We start from the raw sequence: 20,003 nt of genomic DNA, 5'->3' as shown, positions 1-20,003 counted from the left end.
AAGCCAAGGAGTTGGCCATGTCCCCATCAACCCCTCCGAAACCGCTTTCCGGCGTGCGCGTCATCGAGTTCGGCCAGTTCATTGCCGGGCCTGGCGCCACGCAGATCCTCGCCGATCTCGGCGCCGACGTCGTGAAGGTCGAAAGCCCGAACGGAGACAACGGCCGCCGCTTCGGTGCCAGCGAAGCAACCCAGCTGCGCAGCGGCTTGTTTACCGCCTACAACCGCGGCAAGCGATCGGTGGTGCTGGACATGCGCCTGCCGGAGGGCCTGGCGCTGGCACGCAAGCTGGCGCTGCAGGCCGATGTGGTGGTGCAGAACCTGCGTCCCGGAACGGCAGAGGCTCTGGGTCTCGACGCAGCGACACTTCGTCGCGAGAAGCGGACGTTGATTCATGTCTCGATATCCGGCTTTGGCGAACAGGGCCCGTCGAGCCGCAGGCCTGGCCTGGACATCGCCGCTCAAGCCGAAAGCGGAATGATGTCGGTGACTGGCGAGCGCAACGGCGTGCCGCTGAAGGCAGGATTTGCAGTGGCCGACGTCTCCGCGGCCAACGCCGCCGCCCAAGCCGTGCTCGCGGCATATATCTACCGGCTGCGAACCGGAAATGGCGAGACGATTGAGACGTCGTTGCTCGCGGCAAGCGTGGCGATGCAAGCTCAGCTCTGGGGCGAGTACCAGTACACCGGCCATCAGCCGCAGCGAGCAGGCAATGCACAGCCACTAGTGGCGCCGGCAGCCGATCTGATTGAAGTGCGCGACGGCCATATCGTGATCTCGGCCTACATCGATGCCCATTGGCGCCGCTTCTGCGCTGCGATCGGCAAGGCCGAACTGGCCGACGACCCACGCTTCTCCAAAAACAGTGGCCGGGTAGCGCACCGCGCCGAAATCATCGCCGTCGCGCGCGAAGCGCTCGGCCACTTGAGCGGTGAAGAAGCACGCGAGCTTCTCGAGCGACACTCGGTGGTGGTGGGCGTGGTCCGCGACTACGCCCAGGTTCTTGCCAGCGCAGACGTGCGTGCCTGCGGCGTTTTCAAGCCAGTGGAGGACGCCACAGGCACGCGCTTTCTCATGCCGGCGTTGCCCTTCAGGTTCGAACGGGAAACAGGCGCGGCTTCCGATGTCGAACGTGCCCCGGGTCTGGGTGAGCACACGGTCGAGGTGTTGCGCGAAGCCGGTCTCGAACCTCACGAAATCGAACGGCTTCAGGCGTGCGGAGCGGCCTGCAGTAGGGAGGCAGGTCTGGTGGAGTGCGCAACGGGCACCGACTAGCGGCGGGCCATCGAACGAAGTCACATTGCCGACGACGCGCGGTGTCAGCGAAGCAGCGTAAGGAGCCGGTGGCCGTCCTAGGGCGGACTCACGGTGAGCACGATCGATCCGACATTCAGTTTTGCGGCCGGCGCCGCCATGAGCGTCAGCAATGCGGGGGCAGCTGACCCTCGCGACGTTACTGCGGGGCCCCGCACCGTGAACGACCGGTCCTTGTTGGCGCGACAGGCTCGGGTCGACCCAAAGTGGACAAACGCTCCTCGCGAAAGCTGTCGCTCGGGTGATGCCACAGCGGTTGGATGGATCGCGTCCCGTGGAGTGGTGTAATTCAGTGAGCCCGGAGAGGGTGTCGATACACGGGCTCATAAATTACCATTCATGCCAAATCGATGGTTGAGCCATCTCCCTCCCCGTAGGTCACTGTGAAAGGGTACGGGATTGGGAGCGGCGGGGCACCCCACATCTCGTTGAACTCCGAGCGGTAGTTGAAGATCAGCTCGGGGTTCTGGCCCTGCTGAATCACTCGGGCAACCGCAGGCTTCGAAGGATGCTTGAACTTCGCCCCGTTAGAGCTGAAGATGAAGCGAGGGCAGTCAATGGCAGAGACAAACTCGGCCGACACGTTGTTCTGGCTGCCATGGTGAGGAAGCTTCACTGCGTCGAATGTGAAACTCTGCCCGGGACGAAGTGCGTGAAGAGATTTCATCAGTCGTGAAGGGAAAGCATCGGCGGCGCAGAGGATGGATCTGCCCTCGAAGCTCAGCTCGAACGCGATGCTGCTGCCGTTGGCGACAGCATTGTCTTCGCTGAACGAGGTGCTCGCGAGCTCGTCCACATCGATAAGAACAACGTCGCCGAAAGCCTCCTGCCCCTGCACCTGCTCGGCTTCAGGTACGGGAATGATGTCGCGGTAGAGCCCGGCCTCACCGCAGACATCGATCCACCTTTTCTTGAGCTTGGTCAGCTGCTCTGGATCGGGCGATAGAAGGGTGATTCGAGCTCCCCCTTCGAGTTCGACTGACGGATACTGGCCTTCCTCGTCGTTGACCATGATCGAGCCGTTTCCGAAGCGCTTATTCCATGGGTAGCCCTTCTCGACGATCAGCTCGGTCAGCTGCTCGCCCTGCTTCTCTCCAAACGCTTGAATGCCGGGCAGGTGGCGGAAGCCGTTGAACCACAGGTCTGCGACCTCGACGCCGTAGAAGTCCTTCTTGAGCAGCTTGAGGGCGCCGGCAATATGGTCGGCATCGACATGAGTTACGACCATCAACTCGATGCGGCCGCCGCGATCTCGAAGCTTCTCGAGCCGACGGATCAGCGATTCGGGGACCGAAGGTCCGGCATCGATAAGTATCACCCTTGGGGCGTCCTCTTGGCCATACTCAATCCAGAGGCAATCCCCATAGCTTGCCGGAAGCACAGAAAGCTTGAACATGTGAGTCCTTAAGTGAGGCCGCCTGGACCCTCGGGCAGCCGTTTGAAACGAGAGGTCTGCAAGGTGGAGAAGACCTCGTCACGTGCGCACGCTGTCTGCGCTGCGATTGCGCTGGCAAGACTCTGCTGAATCGTCGGGTCGTCCCGATAGACCAACGCCAGGAAGTTGAGACCCTCGGTCAGCAACGACAGGCCGACACTGAAGAACGGCAGCCCGCGCTCGACGGACGTGCGGACCAAAAGCTCACGCGCGAGGTCGAACTTCTCGGTCCCCTTCTCCGATTGCCGCATGAGCTGGTAGCCCTGAGCGATTGCACCGTCAGGTAGCCAAGGAAACCGTTGCGTCAGGTTCTCGAGCCACCCCTTCTGCTCGTGGTCGAGATCTTCCTCTGACATGGCCAGCAGGTACGCACCCGCAGAAGCGGCAAAAGGGTTTACCTGTTTGTCGTACAACGCGCTCATGGCCTGCGACCTGCTGCTGCCTGACACAGCATTGCTGGCTTGGATGTCGCGACGCGTCAGGTACCCCAACAGCGAGCCATGCGAGGCATCACGCAGTTGGAGACTGACGGACCACTTCGTTGACTCGTCTCCGGTTGTGGCCTTGCGCCGTGCAGTTACGAGGAAGCAGCTCTGGCTTCCGGCGGCCGATCTCCATCCGTTCGGGAACGGCACGACGGTGGCGTCCCTGCCGGAGCCGGAGACGACGAGCCATGATCTGCGATAAAGCGGGTTATGCGGATCAGCATCGTCAGGGTTGATCGCGGCATCAAGTTCGAAGGCATAGCTCAACCCGAGTGACGACTCCCGCTCGATGACCCTGGCCCTGTCCGAGTCGCCTTCCAGCACCTCGAAGAAGGTGCGCAGCGAGCCCAGACCGCCGTGCTCTCGGCTGGCGTCGGTTGTAACCAGGCTGACCTCAAGCTCTGCATGGCCGCTGAAGGCCCTGAACGCAGAAGCGACAACGCGCTTGGTTCGTGTCAGCAGCGTCGTCGGGGCAACGGATGGGCTTGCCTGGCCGTAGCGACTCTCTCGAAGGACGTAGCGATACCGCTCACCGTCAGCGAGCGACAGCGTCCGACGGCTTCGACGACCGTTGGGCAACACGACGTCAACGAGGTAGTTGCCCGAGGCAGGAAGCGCAATCTCTGCATCCCCTGGCGAGGCAAGCGCGCTTCCAACAAGAACGGGCTGGCGATCAACGACCGGAACCTCCGATTCGGACCGCTCGCTGGCTCCATCGAGCTGCCAGATGGTGCATACCAGCTCGCGAGCGATGGGATAGGCAGCATCTGCGACCGACTCGAACGCGATGACGGGGTTCATGTGACCTCCAGCTCGATTTCCTGCCATGGAGGATGAAGTTGAAGGGACCGGGGCGCAGCAGTGAACTTCGCTGCCGCAGGGAAGATCGCGTCGACATCGCAAGGACCGATCGGCAGGAACGTGCGCCAGGGATGCTCCTGATTCGTCCGCGTATGCGGGACACCAGAACAGGTTGCACGGATCAAAGCTTCTTCATGCGATGCAGACGGGTTCAGGGTGACCAGGACGGCCACCTCAGGAGCCGCCTTGAGATGATGAACCTCGAATCCGGTGCCGACGAGCCCGTCAACGGGGCAGGCAGGCTTGCCGCTCAGGTCATCGAGGAGACCGGCGAGCGCAAGCTGAAGGTGAAGCGGCGTCACCACCCAACTGGCTCCCTTCCAGTGGTGAACCCCGCACTTGCTTAGACCCTGAAGAAGCGCTTCGGCGAAGTAGCTCACGCCATCGATTGGGCCGAACGCTTGCTCCCCGGTTCTGGCCGCGTAGATTACGGGGCTCGTGGCGTTCATCTTCGTGATGTTGCCTGGACGAAGGCCCGGATCACCAAGCTGGTTTGGGTCGAGAATGAGAGTTGGATCGATGATCCTGCAGGCGTCGATCAGAAACAATTGCTTCTTGGCAAGGCAGGACCCCATGGAGAGCCGGAAGCCCGACAGGTTGATCGCATGGCGCATCGCCCGATCATCACGTCCGTAGTCCGATAGCAGCAGCTGCGTGTTTAGGCCGTCGTTCAGACCATGGCCGCAGAAGTAGAAGATGGCGACGTTGTCCGGGTCGGAATTGGCGCGCGCGAACCAGGCCTCGGCGCTCGAGATGAAGTTGTCCAGCGTTGCGCCTTCGATCTCGGCCGTCGCGTTCGCCATGTCCGTGTAACTGGCGGCCTGGCGTTGCGAAATTAAGACCTCGATGGACTTCAGCGGTGCCTTAGGATTGTTGAGCTCCCTATCGAACCATTCGAGAAGCTTTAGTGCGGAAAGCGGGGGAGACGAGAGCTGCCCCATGCCCATGGGCTGCCTGGTCAGCTTCTTGGCGCCATCCTTCAGATGGAAGTAGTCGCCGACGCCGACAATGAAGACGTGGGTGCCAGGTCCCTCGGAGTCGTCCAGGTGAAACGTTGTCATCGTGCGCGGACCCTCGTGGTCGTGCGCACATCGCGCAGCTGAACACCGCTGTTCACGAGGCCGCGGCGAGTGCTGGCGAAGACTTGCTCCTGCTTCTTCGGGTCGGAGATGGTGAGGATGACCGCGAACTTGACCCCATCAGCAGGGTAGCCCGTCCCTGCACGCGCAACCGCGTCGACCACAAGGCGCCAGTTCGCCGTTCCCCCAATCTTCTTGAAGCTCTTACGGTAGTGCTTCACCGGCCACCACTTGGCTCCATGGGTGATAAGGTCGCGCTCCAGATTCCCAGAGTGCTCTGACTTCAACCGCCCCTTGTAGGTGATCTCGCCCTCCGCGTCGATCGTTTCCTGGCGCAGGTAGGCGTCCAGGTTGACGCGAGCGAACTCGGCCTGATGCTGACTGTCCAGGGGCGGTGTGTATGCGATGGTCAACGCAACATCTCCGCGCCGGGTGTCGGTGTTCAGGTCGAAGAGAGCATCGGGCCACGTGAAGTCGAAGGACAGTTCAAGTCCAGCCTTCAGCGTATCGGTGAACACCAATGTGATCGCGTGATCATCGGTCGTCAGCATCGTGCTCACGCTCGCAGGCAGACCGAAGCCGGCGAAGTCCTTGGCAACATCTCGCAGCAGCTTGTCGTTCAGAAGCGCAGGCATCTGAGCGAAGTGGTACATCAGACCAGTGAGTAGTTCTCGTGGCTTGGTACCGGAGAGCTGGTGGTCAAGAACAGCGAGCGTCTTCGCCACCATGGGAGCTGCGAAACTGGTGCCCTGGCACGTGCGGCTACCGCCCCTGATGTCGGCAGAAACAAGGGGCCTCCTGCTCGACGTGCAACCACCGATGTGGGCGAAGTCGGGCTTGATCCCGGCGGAAGTCGCGGGCCCGCGGCGGGTGTAAAGCGCAGGCCGTGTCCTGTTCTCTTCAAACAGCTCGAAGGCGCCGACAGTGAAGTTGCGGGCCGTGTCCCCAGGAATTCGGACACGATCCTCGCCGAAGTGCGGATACGAAGCGATCTGTTGGAGCGCCGGCGTGGCTTCGGCAGGCCAACGATCCCGCACCCTAGTCGGCTCGAGGTTGCCCGCGGAGACCACGAAGATCACATCGTGCTTGTCAGAGAGCTCGTCGAGGATGGCGGCAGCCCAGCTGTAGCCGTCAACCCTGGCAAGCTCGTCCGGGTTGAGGCTCAAATTGATGACGCGCATGCGCTTGGGCTTGGTCGCCAGCTGTGCGTCCAGCTGCCGCATCATGTCGACGAAGCCGTTGTCGAAGTTGGCCCTGAACTTCTGCTCGTCATTGCAGTGCAGGTCGTAGTCATAGAACTTGCATTGATACGCCTCACAGGGTTGGCTCGGATTGAAGTTGTGGCCGTTGGCCAGCAATCCCGCGATTAGAGTTCCATGTTCGCGCTCGGCGTCTGCCTGGCGCATGAAGTTGGTGGATCCTGCGCTCCATGCAGCCACCGGACCTGCACGAGATACGCCACCGTCGACGATGCCCACTACCGGATACTCGATTCCTTCTTCAGGGGCGGGAAACGGGGTGGTAGCAAGTCGTCTGCGTGGGACTGTTGGTGCCGTAGCGGCCTGCATCAGCACGGGGCCAAGCGAGTACCGACGAACGAGCGGCGACCTGTCGAGGAAATCGACGACCGAGACCAAGGTCTGCTTGAGCTTATTTACGGAAGGAAGCTCGGCGGGGAACTTGACGACCGTGAGATGCAGGCTCTTCCATTCTTCGCCTGACCTCCACACTTCGAGATCGTCGGACACTGAGGCGAGCTTGCGCCTGAAGATCCGCAGCGCGCCTCGGATCTGCGATCTGTCATCGCTGCCGTGCGGCAGCGAGCCCTCGTGGACGAAGAGTTCCACGGCCAGGTAACGCCCCGCTGGTCGACCGGTGAAGTACGACAGCGCGTCATCAACCGAGAAACGACGTTTGTCCTTTGCCGAAGGAACAGAGACCGACTCGATCGCTCCGACCTCCGAGCGGGCGGCGCTTGGCACCAGCTCATTCTTCTTGTTGCGCTTCGTGACGGTCTTTTCGGCGCCCCGGATCACGGCCTCGGCCTTTGGCAACGTTTCTGCGGTGACCTCGAAGTACAGCTCCCCCAGCCCGCCGGTCCCGACGAGCGGGAAATTGGACGCCTTAAAGATGGCATCCATCGGGCGATGCGTCTTCGCAAGAGCGGCCGCCTGCAGCTTCACACGAACGAACCCGACCGGAGCGCTAGATGGAATGAGCTGGGCGCGCACGCCCTCCAGTTCGCTCAGCAGCTTCTCGCGATGCCTGGCGAAGTCTGCGTCGTTACCTTTGTAGAAATCGCGCGCCGACCCGCCCCCGCCCGTATCAGGAGCCTTCATGTACTGCTCGGTGTTGAGCACGACCTGGACGGGGTTGTGAGCCATAGTGCTTATGCGACTTTGTCGGCTGCCCTTGAGGCAAGCCGGCTGACTTTGGATTGGGTGCTGCCCATAATTTCCGCGATATCGCTCTGCGTGAGCTTGGTCTCGCGGTTGCCAAGGGCGTCCTGGACCCACCCGGAATGCCCCTTGCGAAGAGCTTCGACGGCGGGCGAGCGGGTGAGCGTGGCGGAGAGGTCAAGGAACAGCTCTACGGCAGCCAGGATCGACGGCTGCTCGTCGGGGTTCAAGGTGATGTGCCGCTTGATGAAGTCGCACATGGTCTCGAGATCAGAGCCGCTGAAGCCGTTTGTCATCCAGGCCAAGACCTTGAGCGAGCCCGGCGTGGCGAACCCTGCTAGGTAGCGATCGATGATCGCCAGGCGTGTACCTACCTCAGGAAGCGTAATGTGTACGCGAGCGTCGAAACGACGCCAGACAGCCGGGTCCAGGAGACCCTCATGGTTTGTGAGCGCAACGGTCAAACCCACGGACGCGCGTGAGTCCATGGCTTGCAGGACCGCGTTCACCACGCGCTTCACTTCACCAAGCTCTTGTGGGTCGTCCCGGAGCTTGGCGATACCGTCGAACTCGTCGAGGAGAAGTAGGCAGCGGTAGCGATTGGCGAAGTCGAACAGCGAGCGGACATTGCGGGCCGTCGTTCCCAGGAAGGAGCTGGTGATGCCGTCCAACCTGGCAAGGACTACGGGTAGCGCAAGTGTCTTGGCGATCGATAGCGCCAAACGCGTCTTGCCTGTCCCGGGAGGTCCGAACAACAAAGCGCTGCGGGGTACCTTCACCCCAGCTGCGTTGAGCAAGTCCGCGCCTACCCACTGCTGTACCAGATGTCCGACGGCGCGGCCGAGCCGTTCGTCGAGGATCGGCTGATCGAGGGAGGCGAGCCGGTCCAGCGGCCAGATGTCAGCAAGAGGCGCGCTTGTTTCCTTGTCGACGGGCGCAGCGGTGTTACTGGTCAGGGTTTCGCCAGACGAAACGGCGCGCGACTGCACGACACGAGCCGGCAGCAACTTGCCCGAGTTCGGCTTCGTCGACTCGACTGCGGTTCGAAGCGCATCGGCCTCGCCGCTCGCGCCCGCTTCTGCAAGGGCCTCGCGCAGGCGCTCCACGTGCTGGAGAACGGCCGAGTTAGGGCTGCGCATGGCCGCGCGCACCAGGGCCAACACGATGGGGAAGTGTTCCATAGGCATGATACATGCGGCGGAATTGCATGCAAAATTTGATTGTGATCATTCTATGATAATGGCATAAAATGCATTCAGTCGAATTGTTATGCAATATTTTGATAAAATTATCCAATTGGCAGTCGAGTCGTGCGCGGCCTGTTGATCGGTGCGCTCTCTTGCGAGTGCGGATCACGGCGTCAGAAGTTCGGGTGAGTACCTCGCTAGCCGGGCATAGACCAAGCCTCCGGCGTGTCGGGCGAGCAGGCGCATCTCGGCATCACTGAGGGCCTTCAGGTTGGTGCCGATCGCACTGGCGAACTCCGCATCACCTGGCTGAACCTCGCCGTCAGTGCTGTCGATGGAGAACCAGAGCGGCTTGGGGCCTACCCCGGCCTTGTGCCGGTGTTCGATGCGGTCGAACTCGAGCCCCCTGATCTGCTCCATCATGATGTCTAGCCCTGCTTTCAGCACCAGGGCGCCGTCCTCGGTCGGGCGGATATCGTTGGCGAACGGCTTGCCGCCGTCGCTCACAATGAGGTAGTCGAGCGCATTTCGCTTTCGCAGCGCCGGGTTCACCCCCAGGTTGTCGTAGATCCCGCCGTCTGTCAGCGTGATGTAGTCCACATTGCCCGCGGGCGCAAACTCGTCGGCTCCCAGCTTCAGGGGAGGGAACACAGGGGGAAACGCCGACGATGCCGCGACCGCCCGTGCAAGCACGAAGTTGTCGGCGGGAACAACGCCAAGTTCATGCTCCCCCATCTCGGCAGGGCCGCCCCCGCCGGCAACGAAGAAGAACATGTTGCCGGTGGCGAGGTTGGTGGCGTTGAGGTAGATGCGTGGGCCCGCCGCAAGCGCGCCCAGCGCCGCGCCGCTGTAGAGATGGGAGTCGTAGCTTTCGGCCAGCTTGTCGAGACGTGTGGCGAAGGGGTCAAGTAGACCCCCGATCACGGAGGCAACCGCGATCGAACGGGTTCGCAGGTATGCCTCCAGGCGATCCAGCGCGTCGGGGCGTCCCCAATTGAGCGCCAGGAACGCTCCAGCTATGCTCCCGCCGCTCACGCAGGACAGAAGGTCGATGCACTCGAGGAGCTTCAGTTCCTGAAGCTTGCGCAGCATGCCAAGGTGGAACGCAGCAGCGCGGAAACCTCCTCCTGACAACGCAATCCCGATTCGGACGGTCTTGCCGTGGACAACTGCGACCATGGTCTCCCCCTGTTTTATGACCGACGATAACGCAGTGGCACCGTATGTCACAGGGTTGGCTGTCCTTCACCTGGGGGATATCCAGCGCGGCGGCGTCGCGTCGGAGGGCCCGTATCCCCATTTGAAGGAGACAGCTCGCTGGGGGATGTGTCGTTCTGCTGGCATCGTTGACGTTTCAGCGTTTGCGGGCGCCGAGCGCCATTAATGCCCAGCTGCGGGAGCTGGCCAGCTGCAGCTGAAGCCGTCGGCAGATTCTTGCCTCAACACAACATTCCAACTAGGCATCTCCGACGCGCCGAACCTCGACCAAGCCGTCAGCCACCTGACGCGGACACCGCCATGACGCATCAATGGGATGCAGGCAGCCTCGGCAAGGATCGAGGCAAAGAGGTTCTGCGCGCATCATGCACTCATGCCTGTTCACTCGTTCAGCGCCGAGCACATCTGGTTCGACGACTACGCAGCGTTCGCCGCTCTGGTCGGTGTGGAGGTAGAGGTCGGCAAGATCACTTTGCTCGGCGTCCAAGGTGGAGTACATCTGCACATTGGCTTGGTGCGGGGAGACTTGAAGTACGTCGAGCGGTGAGATTCAGGTCCGATACGAGGATGACGAAGCACCGTATGACCGGTTTACGCCATTTCCTCAACCGACCGCTGATGGCCGAGACTGACAGTTCGCCGGCACGCCAAGAAGCTGCCACTCGGCGGGACATGGTGGCTCCTCTCCGCCGACGATTAGGCAAGGCGGCAACGGCTCTGTTCCGAAGCGCATCCTGTGGAGCCCTCAACTCGATGGGAGACCATCATGGGAACCACAGGCAACCCCGTTCATCGCGAGCCTTGGAACAAGGGCAAGCTCGTGGGGCAAAAGGCGCCCTTCAAGCTCAAGGACATCTGGGCGCTGCGCGTCCGCCTCCAGATGGAGGGACGGGTGCGCGAACTCGCCCTGTTCAACCTCGGCATCGACAGCAAGCTGCGCGGCTGTGACCTCGTCGCGCTGAAGGTCCGGGACGTGTGTCATGGCGATCAGGTGGCGACGCGCGCCGTCGTCATGCAGCACAAGACGCAGCGCCCGGTCCAGTTCGAAATCACGCAGGCAACCCGGGATGTCCTGCACGCCTGGATCAAGCAGGCCGGGCTGAAGTCAGATGAATTCTTGTTCCCGAGCCGCCTGCACGACTCGCCCCATCTGGGAACCCGACAGTACGCCCGGATCCTCGGGCACTGGGTCGATGAACTCGGCCTGGACCGCGCCGAGTACGGGACGCACTCGATGCGCAGGACCAAGGCAACACTGATCTACCGACGCACCAAGAACCTGCGCGCCGTGCAGTTGCTGCTTGGGCACTCGAAGCTCGAGTCGACGGTCCGATACCTCGGTATCGAAGTCGATGACGCCCTCGAAATCTCGGAACAGACTGAGATCTGAGGATGCTGCGGCGGCCATCCCGAGCATCGCACCCGGGGTGGCCGCGTTCAATGGCTGAAATGTGGCGCAGGGTCGAACTGGCAGTCTCGGCCAACATTGGCCTTTCACGAACGGCCGGTTCCGGGGATTGGGTCATTGGTGCAGAACTGCCGACTGCGAGGTTGGACACCGCGACGGGTCGGGCTTCGTTAGTTGCTCGGTCCAAAGGCGAATACCTCCTTCGCGATCTCACGGAAGTGCTCGCCGAGGGCATCGATTAGCCGTGTGGCCAGCGCGGTCCTTTGACGGCCCCTCTTGATGACCACGAAGAAGTCGATCGGCACACACGGATCGGAGAGCGCTTGCACACCGGCGCTGATCGGGCTGACCCAGGTATGGATGGCGGAGCTACAGCTGCGGCGGCCACGGCAGGACGCGAGCACGAATTTTTTGCACTGCCGTGTAATATCGTGCAATCCATCTCTGACAAAAGGATGCACTCATGCCGAAGAGCCCAGTTCCCCCAACCGGTTTGGCTCCGGTGCTGGCGGGCCGGCTGCTCGACCTCATCATCCGCGGCGAGCACGAGGTCGGCGATCGATTGACCGAGCAGTCGCTGGCCGACGAACTGGGCGTATCGAGATCACCAGTGCGCAAGGCGCTGCAATTCCTCGAACAGCTGGGAGCACTCGGCTCGACCCCGAACTGCGGCTTCCACGTCGCCAGGCCTGCCGCGCAGCTGCGCAAGATCAAGCTGCCGACCGACACGGAGTCCGACGAGGCCGTCTACATGCGCATCGTCGAAGACCGGCTCAAAGGGGTTGTCGAGGAGGAAGTGTCGGAAGCCGAACTGATGGAGCGCTACGACCTGACGCGCCTGCAGGTGCAGCGCGTGCTCAACCGGATGGCGCGCGAAAGCCTGATCGATCGCAAGCCCGGGCGCGGCTGGATCTTCCGACCGCTACTGGACTCCGTCAGCTCGCACCGCGAGAGCTACCGCTTTCGCATGGTGATCGAGCCGGCAGCGATCCTGGAGCCGAGCTTTCGGATCGACCGGGCATTGTTCGACAAGGTCCGGCGCCAGCAGATGCAGTTGCTAGATAGCGGCATCGAGCGCTGGACCGCCGCCGAGCGTTTCCGCGCCGGGAGCGAGTTTCACGAAGCGATTGTCGCCTGCTCCGGCAACCGCTTCTTTCTCGATGCGCTGCGCAACGTCAACCAGCTTCGCAGGGTCATCGAATACCACTCGCAGACCGGATCGCTGCACGACCGTGAGCGGCTGCGCCGCCAGTGCGAAGAGCATCTGATGCTGCTCGACCTCCTGGAGGCTGGTGAGCGGATGGAGGCGTCGCATGCGCTGCGTCAGCACCTGGACGTCGTCCGTGCGATCAAGACCGGCGAGATGCAGAGCGCGAGGAACGACGGCACCCGTGGCTCCGGATCGAGAAGCGCGTACGAGGTGGAGGTGCACCTATAGAGCCCAGTTCGGGTTTTCACCACATATCTAATTGTACGTGATATTGATTTAGTGCAATCAAGTGGCTACACTGCGGGCCATGGCACGGTTGGTGCCAGCCCCAGAGGAAAGTCACATGAAGATTCTTGTCCTGCCCGGCGACGGCATCGGCCCCGAAATCGTCGACGCGTCGCTGAACGTGCTGAAGGCCGCAGACCGCCGATTCGGCCTGCAGCTGGACTTCGACTACGACGACGTCGGTTTCTCCAGCCTGGAGAAACACGGCACCACGCTGCGCGACGACGTGCTGGCGCGCGCCAGGTCCTACGAAGGCATCATCCTCGGCACCCAGTCGCACGCAGACTATCCGGCGCCGGAAAAAGGCGGGCGCAATGTCTCGGCCGGGTTCCGCATCGGCCTCGACCTCTATGCCAACGTGCGCCCGGCGCGCACGCGCCCCTTCCTCGAATCAAACATGAAGCCGGGCAAGAGCATGGACTTGGTCATCATGCGTGAAGCCACGGAGGGCTTCTACCCCGACCGCAACATGTCACGCGGCTGGGGCGAGATGATGCCCAGCCCTGACATGGCGCTGTCGGTGCGCAAGATCACCCGCCACTGCAGCGAGCGCATCGCGCGACGCGCCTTCGAGCTCGCGATGAGGCGCAGGAAGAAGGTCACCGCGATCCACAAGGCGAACAGCTTCCACATGACCGATGGCCTGTTCCTCGAGTGCGTACGCCATGTCGCCAAGGACTTCCCCGAGGTGCAGCTCGACGACCTGCTGGTCGATGCGTCGACCGCGCACCTGGTGCGCAGCCCTGAGCGCTTCGACGTGCTGGTAGCCACCAATTTCTACGGCGACATCATCTCCGACCTGGCGAGCGAGCTTTCCGGCAGCCTGGGCCTCGCCGGCTCGATGATGGCGAGCGACACGCATTGCTGCGCGCAGGCTCAGCACGGCTCGGCGCCCGACATCCAGGGCCAGGACAAGGCCAACCCCGTATCGATGATCCTGTCGGCGGCGATGCTGGCGCAATGGATGGGCGAGCACCACGGTTCGCCCGCGCTGGTGAAGGCCGGTGCGGCGATGGACGCCGCCGTCGACAAGGTGCTTTCCAACCCGGCCACGCGCACCGCTGACCTCGGCGGCAAGCTCGGCTGCAAGGCTTTTGGCGAGGAAGTGGCGCGCGCGGTCGGCTCGAACTGAGCGCAACCGCACACAGGCGCGGGCCACCGGGACCGCGAACCACCTATTGACGGAGCACCACATGCTGCTGGGCTGCATTGCCGACGATTTCACCGGCGCAACCGACCTTGCAAACAACCTCGTGCGAAGCGGCATGCGCGTAGTGCAGACGATCGGTAAGCCGGATGACGGTTCCCGGATCGACGCCGATGCCGTGGTCGTCGCACTGAAGTCGCGCACCATCGAGCCGGCAGCCGCGGTCGAACAGTCGCTTGCGGCGTTGAGCTGGCTGCGGCGCTCCGGCGCCGCACAGGTCTATTTCAAGGTCTGCTCGACCTTTGACTCGACGGATCGCGGCAACATCGGCCCGGTCGCCGAGGCACTGCTCGAGGCGCTGGGTGGCGACTTCGCGCCCGTCTGCCCTGCCTTCCCGGAGAACCAGCGCACGGTGTTCAAGGGCCACCTCTTCGTCGGCGACTTGCTGCTCAGCGACAGCAGCATGCGCAACCATCCGCTGACGCCGATGACGGACCCGAACCTGGTGCGCGTGATGCAGCGGCAGTGCCGAGGCAAAGTCGGACTGGTGGACCAGGCCGTGGTCGCCGCGGGCAGCGCAGCAATCCGCAACCGGATGACGCAGTTGCGCAATTGCGGTCACCGGTTCGGCATCGTCGACGCGATCTCCAACGTCGACCTGATGTCCATGGGGCAGGCATTCAGCGGGATGCCGCTGATCGTTGCCGGCTCCGGCGTGGCCATCGGACTGCCGCAGAACCATGGCTTTCAGGCCAGTGCGGCGGCCGCGCGCCTGCCGGCGGCCGGTGGACTGCGCGCGATCGTTTCCGGCAGCTGCTCGGCGGCATCGAATGCCCAGGTCGCGGATTTTCTTCGCCGAGGAGGGCAGGCGTATGCGATCGATCCGCTGCGCATCGCGGCCGGAGAAGACACCGTCAGCGCGGCGCTGGCCTGGGCCGCGCCGAGGCTCGTCGCGGGGCCGATCCTCGTCTATGCAACCTCCGAGTCCGAGGCGGTCAAGGCCGTGCAGGCCCGGCTCGGCGTCGAACAGGCCGGCGCTCTGGTCGAACAGGCGCTGTCATCGATCGCGCTCGGTCTCGTCGAGCGCGGCGTGCGCCAGCTCGTCGTCGCTGGCGGCGAGACCTCCGGCGCCTGCGTGCAGGCACTCGAGGTCGCGCAATTGCGCATCGGCCCGCAGATCGATCCGGGTGTGCCCTGGTGCCACGCTGATTCCCCTGCCGCGGATGCAGAGGGCCTGCACCTGGCGCTCAAGTCCGGCAATTTCGGCACGTTCGACTTCTTCACCAAGGCATTCGACCGGCTGGCATGACCGAGGCCGAACTGCGCGACGAAATCTGCCGGGTCGGCGCGAGCATGTTCGCCCGCGGCTATGTGCACGCCACCGCAGGCAACATCAGCGCCCGTTTGCCCGACGGCTTTTTGATCACGCCCACCGATGCCTGCCTGGGCACACTCGTTCCGGCCCGCCTCGCGAAAGTGACGCCATCGGGCGAGCAGGTCGGAGGTGATCGCGCCAGCAAGACCCTGGCCCTGCACCGCCGGATCTACGACGCGGCCGACACCGCCGGCTGCGTGATCCACACCCACTCGACAAATCTGGTCGCGCTGACGTTGGCCGGCGTCTGGAGCAACGACGACATCCTGCCGCCGATCACGCCCTATTTCGTGATGAAGGTCGGACATGTGCCGCTGATCCGCTATCACCGGCCAGGCGACCCGACAGTCGGCGACCTTGTCGCAGCGGCGATCGAGTCGAGACGGGCCTCTGGCATCGACCTGCGGGCAGTGATGCTCGATCGGCTGGGGCCAAACGTCTGGGGCGCGACGCCCGCTGCGACGATGGCCATCCTCGAAGAACTCGAAGAGACGGCCCGGCTCTGGCTGATGACGAATCCGCGTCCGGTGCACCTCGACGCGGCCGCACTGGCGCAGTTGCGCGACGTCTTCGGCGCGGCCTGGTAGCTCGTGGTGGCAGGGGTCGACACCGCACGACGACACGTCGATACCGAGCGGCTGCGCGCACACCACCCCCCATGCGCGCACAGGCGCGTGGTACGGCTGCTGCCGCTGCATCGGTGATCCACATTGCATCAGATCCGGTCAAGGATCAATGCGTCGATCGCCATCGGCCGGCCACCGTCGCGAGTAGTTCTATCGCTCCATGCATGGGAAGGGTATATCCCTAAAGGAAGAACATTGACGAATCTTCGATTGGCATTTATTGTTTCCGATTGTGTTTTAATACAATTTGTTGACTGGAGAACGACTCATGTTGCTGACCCGAACCCACCTCGCCCGCGCGCTCTCCGCTGCCCTGCTGTGCAGTGCCGCCTTTACCGCCCATGCCCTCGACGACGTGAAGTTCATGGTTGCCGGCACGCCCGGCGGCGGCTTTGACACCGCCGCCCGCACGATGGGCAAGGCGCTGCAGGAGGCACAGGTGGCCAAGAACGTCACTTTCGAATACAAGCCGGGCGCCGGCGGCGCGATCGGGTTGGCGCAATTCGTCAATTCGAACAAGGGTGATCCGAATGCGCTGATCGTCGTCAGTGCCAATACCGTCACCGGCATCCTGCAGACCAAGGCGCCGGTCACGCTGGCCCAGGCCACGCCGATTGCCCGCGTCTTCACCGAGTACAACGTGATTGCCGTCGCCAAGGATTCACCGTACAAGAACCTCGGCGAGTTGATCGCCGCGCTGAAGAAGGACCCGACCAGCATCAAGTGGGCTGGCGGTTCCAAGGGCTCGGTCGACCACATCGGCGTGATCGAAATGGCCCAGGCCGTCGGCGTGCCCGCCGACAAGGTCAACTACAGCCCCACTGGCGGCGGCGGCGAGACCGCAGCGGCCGTGCTCGGTGAGCATGTCACCGCGCTCAGCGGCGGCTACCCCGAGGTGTCCAAATTCGTCACCGCGGGGCAGATGCGGCTGCTGGCGGTGACTTCGCCGACGCGCCTGGCCGGCGTGGACGTCCCCACGCTGAAGGAACAAGGTGTCGACGTGACGACCGGAAACTTCCGCGTCTACTACGGCGCACCCGGGATCACGCCGGCCCAGCAGCAGGCGCTGATCGACGCGATCACCAAGGCCACGCAGACGCCGTTCTGGCAAAACGCGGTGAAGACCAACCAGTGGACGGCGACCCCGCTGTATGGCAAGGATGCCGACTCCTTCATCGGCTCGGAGAATGCGCGCCTCGAGAAGGCGTTGAAGCTGGTCGGGCTGCTGTAAGTGAAGCTGGAAACAAAGGGCGCGCAGCTCGCACTGGGCATCGGCGCCATCTCCATTGCGCTGATGCTCGCGATCGGCGCCGCGCTGCTGCCCGTCGACAAAGGCTACACGGTGGTCGGCACGGGGGTATTCCCGTTCGCCGTATCGCTGCTGATGGGTATTGTCGGCGTGGCGCTGATCTGGCAGTCGCTGACGGGCGGCTTCCGGTTTTTCGAGGAACCGGCATTGCCGCCCGATGCCTGGCCGCTGACCCTGCGGCTGCAGGCGGCGGCCTGGGTGTCGGGCGGATTGCTCGTCAATGCGCTGCTGATCGAGCGCATCGGTTTCACATTCGCAGCGACGATTCTTTTCGCGGCCGCTGCGCGTGGCTTCGGCAGTCGACGCTGGGTCGCGAACCTGCTGATCGGCTTTGCGCTGGCCTGGCCGATCTACCTCGGATTCACGCTCGGGCTCGGCCTGTCGCTGCCCGGCCTCGCCAGGCCCTGGATCTGAGCCCGGGCAGGCACCGTAATCGCACCACAGGATTGAGATGATCGAGATCTGGAATTCCCTGCTGGGAGGCTTCGCCGCGGCCTTGACACCGACCAACCTCGCCTTCGGCTTCACAGGCTGCCTGCTGGGCACGATGATCGGCGTGCTGCCGGGGATCGGCTCCGCGCTGACGGTGGCGATGCTGATGCCGCTGACCACCAAGGTGGAGCCCACCGGCGCGCTGATCATGTTCGCCGGCGTCTACTATGGCGCGATGTTCGGCGGATCCACCACCTCGATCCTGCTGAATACGCCAGGCGAGTCGTCGTCGATGGTCACGGCGATGGAAGGCAACCTGATGGCCAGAAATGGCCGTGCAGGCCCCGCCCTGGCGACCGCAGCAATCGGGTCGTTCGTTGCCGGAACCATCGCCACCGTCCTCGTCACGCTGTTCGCACCGACGATCGCGAACTTCGCACTGAAGTTCGGCCCGGTCGAGTACTTCGCAATCATCGTGCTGGCGTTCATCACGGTGTCGTCGCTGCTCGGCGCGTCGCTGCTGCGCGGCATCGCGAGCCTCGGGCTCGGGCTGTCGATCGGCCTGGTCGGCATGGACACCGTGTCCGGCTTCGCGCGCTACACACTCGGCGTGCCGAACCTGATCGACGGCATCGAGGTCGTGCTCGTCGCCGTGGGTCTGTTCGCCGTCTCCGAGGCCCTCTACAACGTGTTGTACGAAGGCCATACCGAGAGCCGCATCCACAAGATGTCGTCGATCAGGATGACGCGCGACGATTGGCGCCGTTCGATTCCGGCGTGGCTACGCGGCACCTTCATCGGCTTTCCGTTCGGCTCGATTCCTGCGGGCGGCGCCGAAATTCCGACCTTTCTGTCCTACGCCGCCGAGCGCAAGCTGAGCAAGCATCAGGCGGACTTCGCACCGGCCAACGGCGCCGGTGCGATCGAAGGCGTGGCCGGCCCGGAAGCAGCCAACAACGCCTCGTCGACTGGTGCGCTGGTGCCGTTGCTGACGCTGGGCATCCCGACATCGGCCACCGCCGCGGTGCTGCTGGCCGCTTTCCAGAGCTACAACCTGCAGCCGGGCCCGCTGCTGTTCCTGACCTCCAGCGACGTGGTCTGGGGGCTGATCGCCTCGCTCTACGTCGGCAACGTGATCCTGCTGATCCTGAACCTGCCGCTGGTCGGACTCTGGGTCAAGCTGCTGGCGATACCGCGCCACTACCTCTATGCCGGCATCCTGGTGTTTGCCAGCATCGGGGTCTACGCCACGCGCCAGTCAGCGTTCGATCTGGTGCTGATGTTCATCATTGGCTGGATCGGCGTCGCGCTTCGCCGCTTCGACTTCCCGGTCGCTCCGGTCATCGTCGGCATGATCCTCGGACCGATGGCGGAAAAGCAGTTCCGGCTGGCGCTGGGCATCGCACAGGGTGATTGGCTCGTATTCTTCAAGCAGCCGATCTCGGCCACGCTGCTGGGCATCACCTTCCTGGTGCTGTTCGTGCCCTTCGTACTGCGGCGTCGCGGCATCCGCCTGGGTGAGGACGATTGAGATGAGCCACACACCGATCAGCACCCCGGCCATCCGCATCGGCCTCGTGCATGCCGTGTTCCCGGCCATTGCGCCGATACAGGCGGCCTTTGCGCGCCGCTGGCCGCAGGCCGAAACCTTCAACATCGTCGACGATGGCATGCCCGGCGATCTCGAGCGCGACGGGCATCTGACCGGCGCGATGAGCGAGCGCATCCGCCGCCTCGCCGAGCATGCGGTGCACGCCGGAGCACAGGGCGTGCTGTTCACCTGCTCCGCTTTCGGCGAAGCCATTGCGTCAGCGGCATGCGCCATGGTGGTGCCCGTCATGCGGCCGGAGGAGGCGATGTTCCAGGCCGCGATGCGCAGCGGCCAGCGCATCGGCCTGCTTGCCACCTTCGAGCCGGCCGTGGCCCCGATGACACGCGACTTCCTTGCCGAAGCGGCGGCGTGCGGGCTGTATCCGAGCGTCGACGTGGTGTGCGTGCCGGCCGCGATCACCGCAGCGCGCGCCGGCGACGTCGCCACGCACAACCGGCTGCTCGCCGAAGCCGCACCTCGCCTGGCGCATTGCGACGCGGTGATGCTGGCGCACTTTTCCACTTCGACCGCACTGGAAGATGTCAAGGCCGTGCTGAACTGCCCGGTCTTCAGCTCGCCGGACGCAGCAGTCGATGCGATGCGCAGCCGGCTGCACCTGGCCGATGCCGCCACCTGAACCCGG

Annotated in this window: 17 protein-coding genes; 11 read left to right on the top strand and 6 right to left on the bottom strand. The window is 63.5% G+C overall.

The window, feature by feature from the left end; genetic code table 11:
- The first annotated feature begins 17 nt into the window (after positions 1 to 17).
- Positions 18 to 1,274, top strand: a complete 1,257-nt coding sequence (locus ACNH6H_RS20345) for a CaiB/BaiF CoA transferase family protein (protein WP_418320117.1) — start codon at positions 18 to 20, stop codon at positions 1,272 to 1,274.
- A 376-nt stretch (positions 1,275 to 1,650) separates the two neighbouring features.
- On the opposite strand, the gene ACNH6H_RS20340 is transcribed toward ACNH6H_RS20345, so the two are convergent.
- From ACNH6H_RS20340 to ACNH6H_RS20315, 6 genes are all read right to left on the bottom strand, one after another.
- On the bottom strand, positions 1,651 to 2,709 hold the full coding sequence (locus ACNH6H_RS20340; protein WP_418320116.1) for a ComEC/Rec2 family competence protein: 1,059 nt from the start codon (positions 2,707 to 2,709) through the stop codon (positions 1,651 to 1,653).
- A gap of 8 nt (positions 2,710 to 2,717) precedes the next feature.
- The gene (locus ACNH6H_RS20335) at positions 2,718 to 4,034 is read right to left on the bottom strand and encodes a hypothetical protein (protein WP_418320115.1); all 1,317 of its coding nucleotides are present in this window, start codon (positions 4,032 to 4,034) and stop codon (positions 2,718 to 2,720) included.
- On the bottom strand, positions 4,031 to 5,155 hold the full coding sequence (locus tag ACNH6H_RS20330) for a caspase family protein (protein WP_418320114.1): 1,125 nt from the start codon (positions 5,153 to 5,155) through the stop codon (positions 4,031 to 4,033). The genes ACNH6H_RS20335 and ACNH6H_RS20330 overlap by 4 nt, the downstream gene beginning before the upstream one ends.
- Positions 5,152 to 7,533, bottom strand: a complete 2,382-nt coding sequence (locus tag ACNH6H_RS20325; RefSeq protein WP_418320113.1) for a S8 family peptidase — start codon at positions 7,531 to 7,533, stop codon at positions 5,152 to 5,154. The genes ACNH6H_RS20330 and ACNH6H_RS20325 overlap by 4 nt, the downstream gene beginning before the upstream one ends.
- Positions 7,534 to 7,562: 29 nt before the next feature.
- Entirely contained in the window at positions 7,563 to 8,735 is a 1,173-nt protein-coding gene (locus ACNH6H_RS20320; RefSeq protein ID WP_418320112.1) for an AAA family ATPase, read from the bottom strand.
- 189 nt (positions 8,736 to 8,924) lie between these two features.
- The gene (locus tag ACNH6H_RS20315; RefSeq protein ID WP_418320111.1) at positions 8,925 to 9,938 is read right to left on the bottom strand and encodes a patatin-like phospholipase family protein; all 1,014 of its coding nucleotides are present in this window, start codon (positions 9,936 to 9,938) and stop codon (positions 8,925 to 8,927) included.
- 355 nt (positions 9,939 to 10,293) lie between these two features.
- Here ACNH6H_RS20315 and ACNH6H_RS20310 point away from each other — a divergent pair, with 355 nt between their 5' ends.
- The 10 genes from ACNH6H_RS20310 to ACNH6H_RS20265 all read left to right on the top strand — a co-directional run bounded on the left by ACNH6H_RS20310 (position 10,294) and on the right by ACNH6H_RS20265 (position 19,997).
- Positions 10,294 to 10,524, top strand: coding sequence for a DUF6946 family protein (locus ACNH6H_RS20310; protein WP_418320110.1), 231 nt, complete (start codon positions 10,294 to 10,296; stop codon positions 10,522 to 10,524).
- Positions 10,525 to 10,743: 219 nt separating this feature from the next.
- The gene (locus ACNH6H_RS20305; RefSeq protein WP_418320109.1) at positions 10,744 to 11,367 is read left to right on the top strand and encodes a tyrosine-type recombinase/integrase; all 624 of its coding nucleotides are present in this window, start codon (positions 10,744 to 10,746) and stop codon (positions 11,365 to 11,367) included.
- Between the two features lie 481 nt (positions 11,368 to 11,848).
- Positions 11,849 to 12,823, top strand: coding sequence for a GntR family transcriptional regulator (locus ACNH6H_RS20300; protein WP_418320108.1), 975 nt, complete (start codon positions 11,849 to 11,851; stop codon positions 12,821 to 12,823).
- Between the two features lie 115 nt (positions 12,824 to 12,938).
- Positions 12,939 to 14,012 (top strand): isocitrate/isopropylmalate dehydrogenase family protein, encoded by a 1,074-nt coding sequence (locus ACNH6H_RS20295; protein ID WP_418320107.1) that lies wholly within the window; start codon positions 12,939 to 12,941, stop codon positions 14,010 to 14,012.
- Between the two features lie 61 nt (positions 14,013 to 14,073).
- On the top strand, positions 14,074 to 15,336 hold the full coding sequence (otnK, locus tag ACNH6H_RS20290; RefSeq protein WP_418320106.1) for a 3-oxo-tetronate kinase: 1,263 nt from the start codon (positions 14,074 to 14,076) through the stop codon (positions 15,334 to 15,336).
- The gene (locus ACNH6H_RS20285) at positions 15,333 to 15,989 is read left to right on the top strand and encodes an aldolase (protein WP_418320105.1); all 657 of its coding nucleotides are present in this window, start codon (positions 15,333 to 15,335) and stop codon (positions 15,987 to 15,989) included. Before otnK ends, ACNH6H_RS20285 begins: the two co-directional genes overlap by 4 nt.
- Before the next feature lie 307 nt (positions 15,990 to 16,296).
- Positions 16,297 to 17,259, top strand: coding sequence for a tripartite tricarboxylate transporter substrate binding protein (locus ACNH6H_RS20280; RefSeq protein WP_418320104.1), 963 nt, complete (start codon positions 16,297 to 16,299; stop codon positions 17,257 to 17,259).
- Positions 17,260 to 17,751, top strand: a complete 492-nt coding sequence (locus tag ACNH6H_RS20275; protein WP_418320103.1) for a tripartite tricarboxylate transporter TctB family protein — start codon at positions 17,260 to 17,262, stop codon at positions 17,749 to 17,751.
- 40 nt (positions 17,752 to 17,791) lie between these two features.
- A complete protein-coding gene (locus ACNH6H_RS20270; RefSeq protein WP_418321422.1) occupies positions 17,792 to 19,300 on the top strand; it encodes a tripartite tricarboxylate transporter permease in 1,509 nt (502 codons plus the stop codon).
- A gap of 139 nt (positions 19,301 to 19,439) precedes the next feature.
- A complete protein-coding gene (locus ACNH6H_RS20265; RefSeq protein WP_418320102.1) occupies positions 19,440 to 19,997 on the top strand; it encodes an aspartate/glutamate racemase family protein in 558 nt (185 codons plus the stop codon).
- Positions 19,998 to 20,003 lie beyond the last annotated feature (6 nt).

Origin of the sequence: Pseudideonella sakaiensis, from assembly GCF_048320135.1 — a bacterium.
Taxonomy (GTDB): Bacteria; Pseudomonadota; Gammaproteobacteria; order Burkholderiales; family Burkholderiaceae_C; genus Ideonella_A; species Ideonella_A sakaiensis_A.
This window is presented reverse-complemented; position numbering and strand designations above follow the sequence as displayed.

Excerpts from the sequence above, each read along its gene's own strand:
- ACNH6H_RS20345 (WP_418320117.1), top strand. The coding sequence starts at position 18 with ATGTCCCCATCAACCCCTCCGAAACCGCTTTCCGGCGTGCGCGTCATC.
- ACNH6H_RS20340 (WP_418320116.1), bottom strand. The coding sequence starts at position 2,709 with ATGTTCAAGCTTTCTGTGCTTCCGGCAAGCTATGGGGATTGCCTCTGG.
- ACNH6H_RS20335 (WP_418320115.1), bottom strand. The coding sequence starts at position 4,034 with ATGAACCCCGTCATCGCGTTCGAGTCGGTCGCAGATGCTGCCTATCCC.
- ACNH6H_RS20330 (WP_418320114.1), bottom strand. The coding sequence starts at position 5,155 with ATGACAACGTTTCACCTGGACGACTCCGAGGGACCTGGCACCCACGTC.
- ACNH6H_RS20315 (WP_418320111.1), bottom strand. The coding sequence starts at position 9,938 with ATGGTCGCAGTTGTCCACGGCAAGACCGTCCGAATCGGGATTGCGTTG.
- ACNH6H_RS20310 (WP_418320110.1), top strand. The coding sequence starts at position 10,294 with ATGCAGGCAGCCTCGGCAAGGATCGAGGCAAAGAGGTTCTGCGCGCAT.
- ACNH6H_RS20305 (WP_418320109.1), top strand. The coding sequence starts at position 10,744 with ATGGGAACCACAGGCAACCCCGTTCATCGCGAGCCTTGGAACAAGGGC.
- ACNH6H_RS20300 (WP_418320108.1), top strand. The coding sequence starts at position 11,849 with ATGCCGAAGAGCCCAGTTCCCCCAACCGGTTTGGCTCCGGTGCTGGCG.
- ACNH6H_RS20295 (WP_418320107.1), top strand. The coding sequence starts at position 12,939 with ATGAAGATTCTTGTCCTGCCCGGCGACGGCATCGGCCCCGAAATCGTC.
- otnK (WP_418320106.1), top strand. The coding sequence starts at position 14,074 with ATGCTGCTGGGCTGCATTGCCGACGATTTCACCGGCGCAACCGACCTT.
- ACNH6H_RS20285 (WP_418320105.1), top strand. The coding sequence starts at position 15,333 with ATGACCGAGGCCGAACTGCGCGACGAAATCTGCCGGGTCGGCGCGAGC.
- ACNH6H_RS20280 (WP_418320104.1), top strand. The coding sequence starts at position 16,297 with ATGTTGCTGACCCGAACCCACCTCGCCCGCGCGCTCTCCGCTGCCCTG.
- ACNH6H_RS20265 (WP_418320102.1), top strand. The coding sequence starts at position 19,440 with ATGCCCGGCGATCTCGAGCGCGACGGGCATCTGACCGGCGCGATGAGC.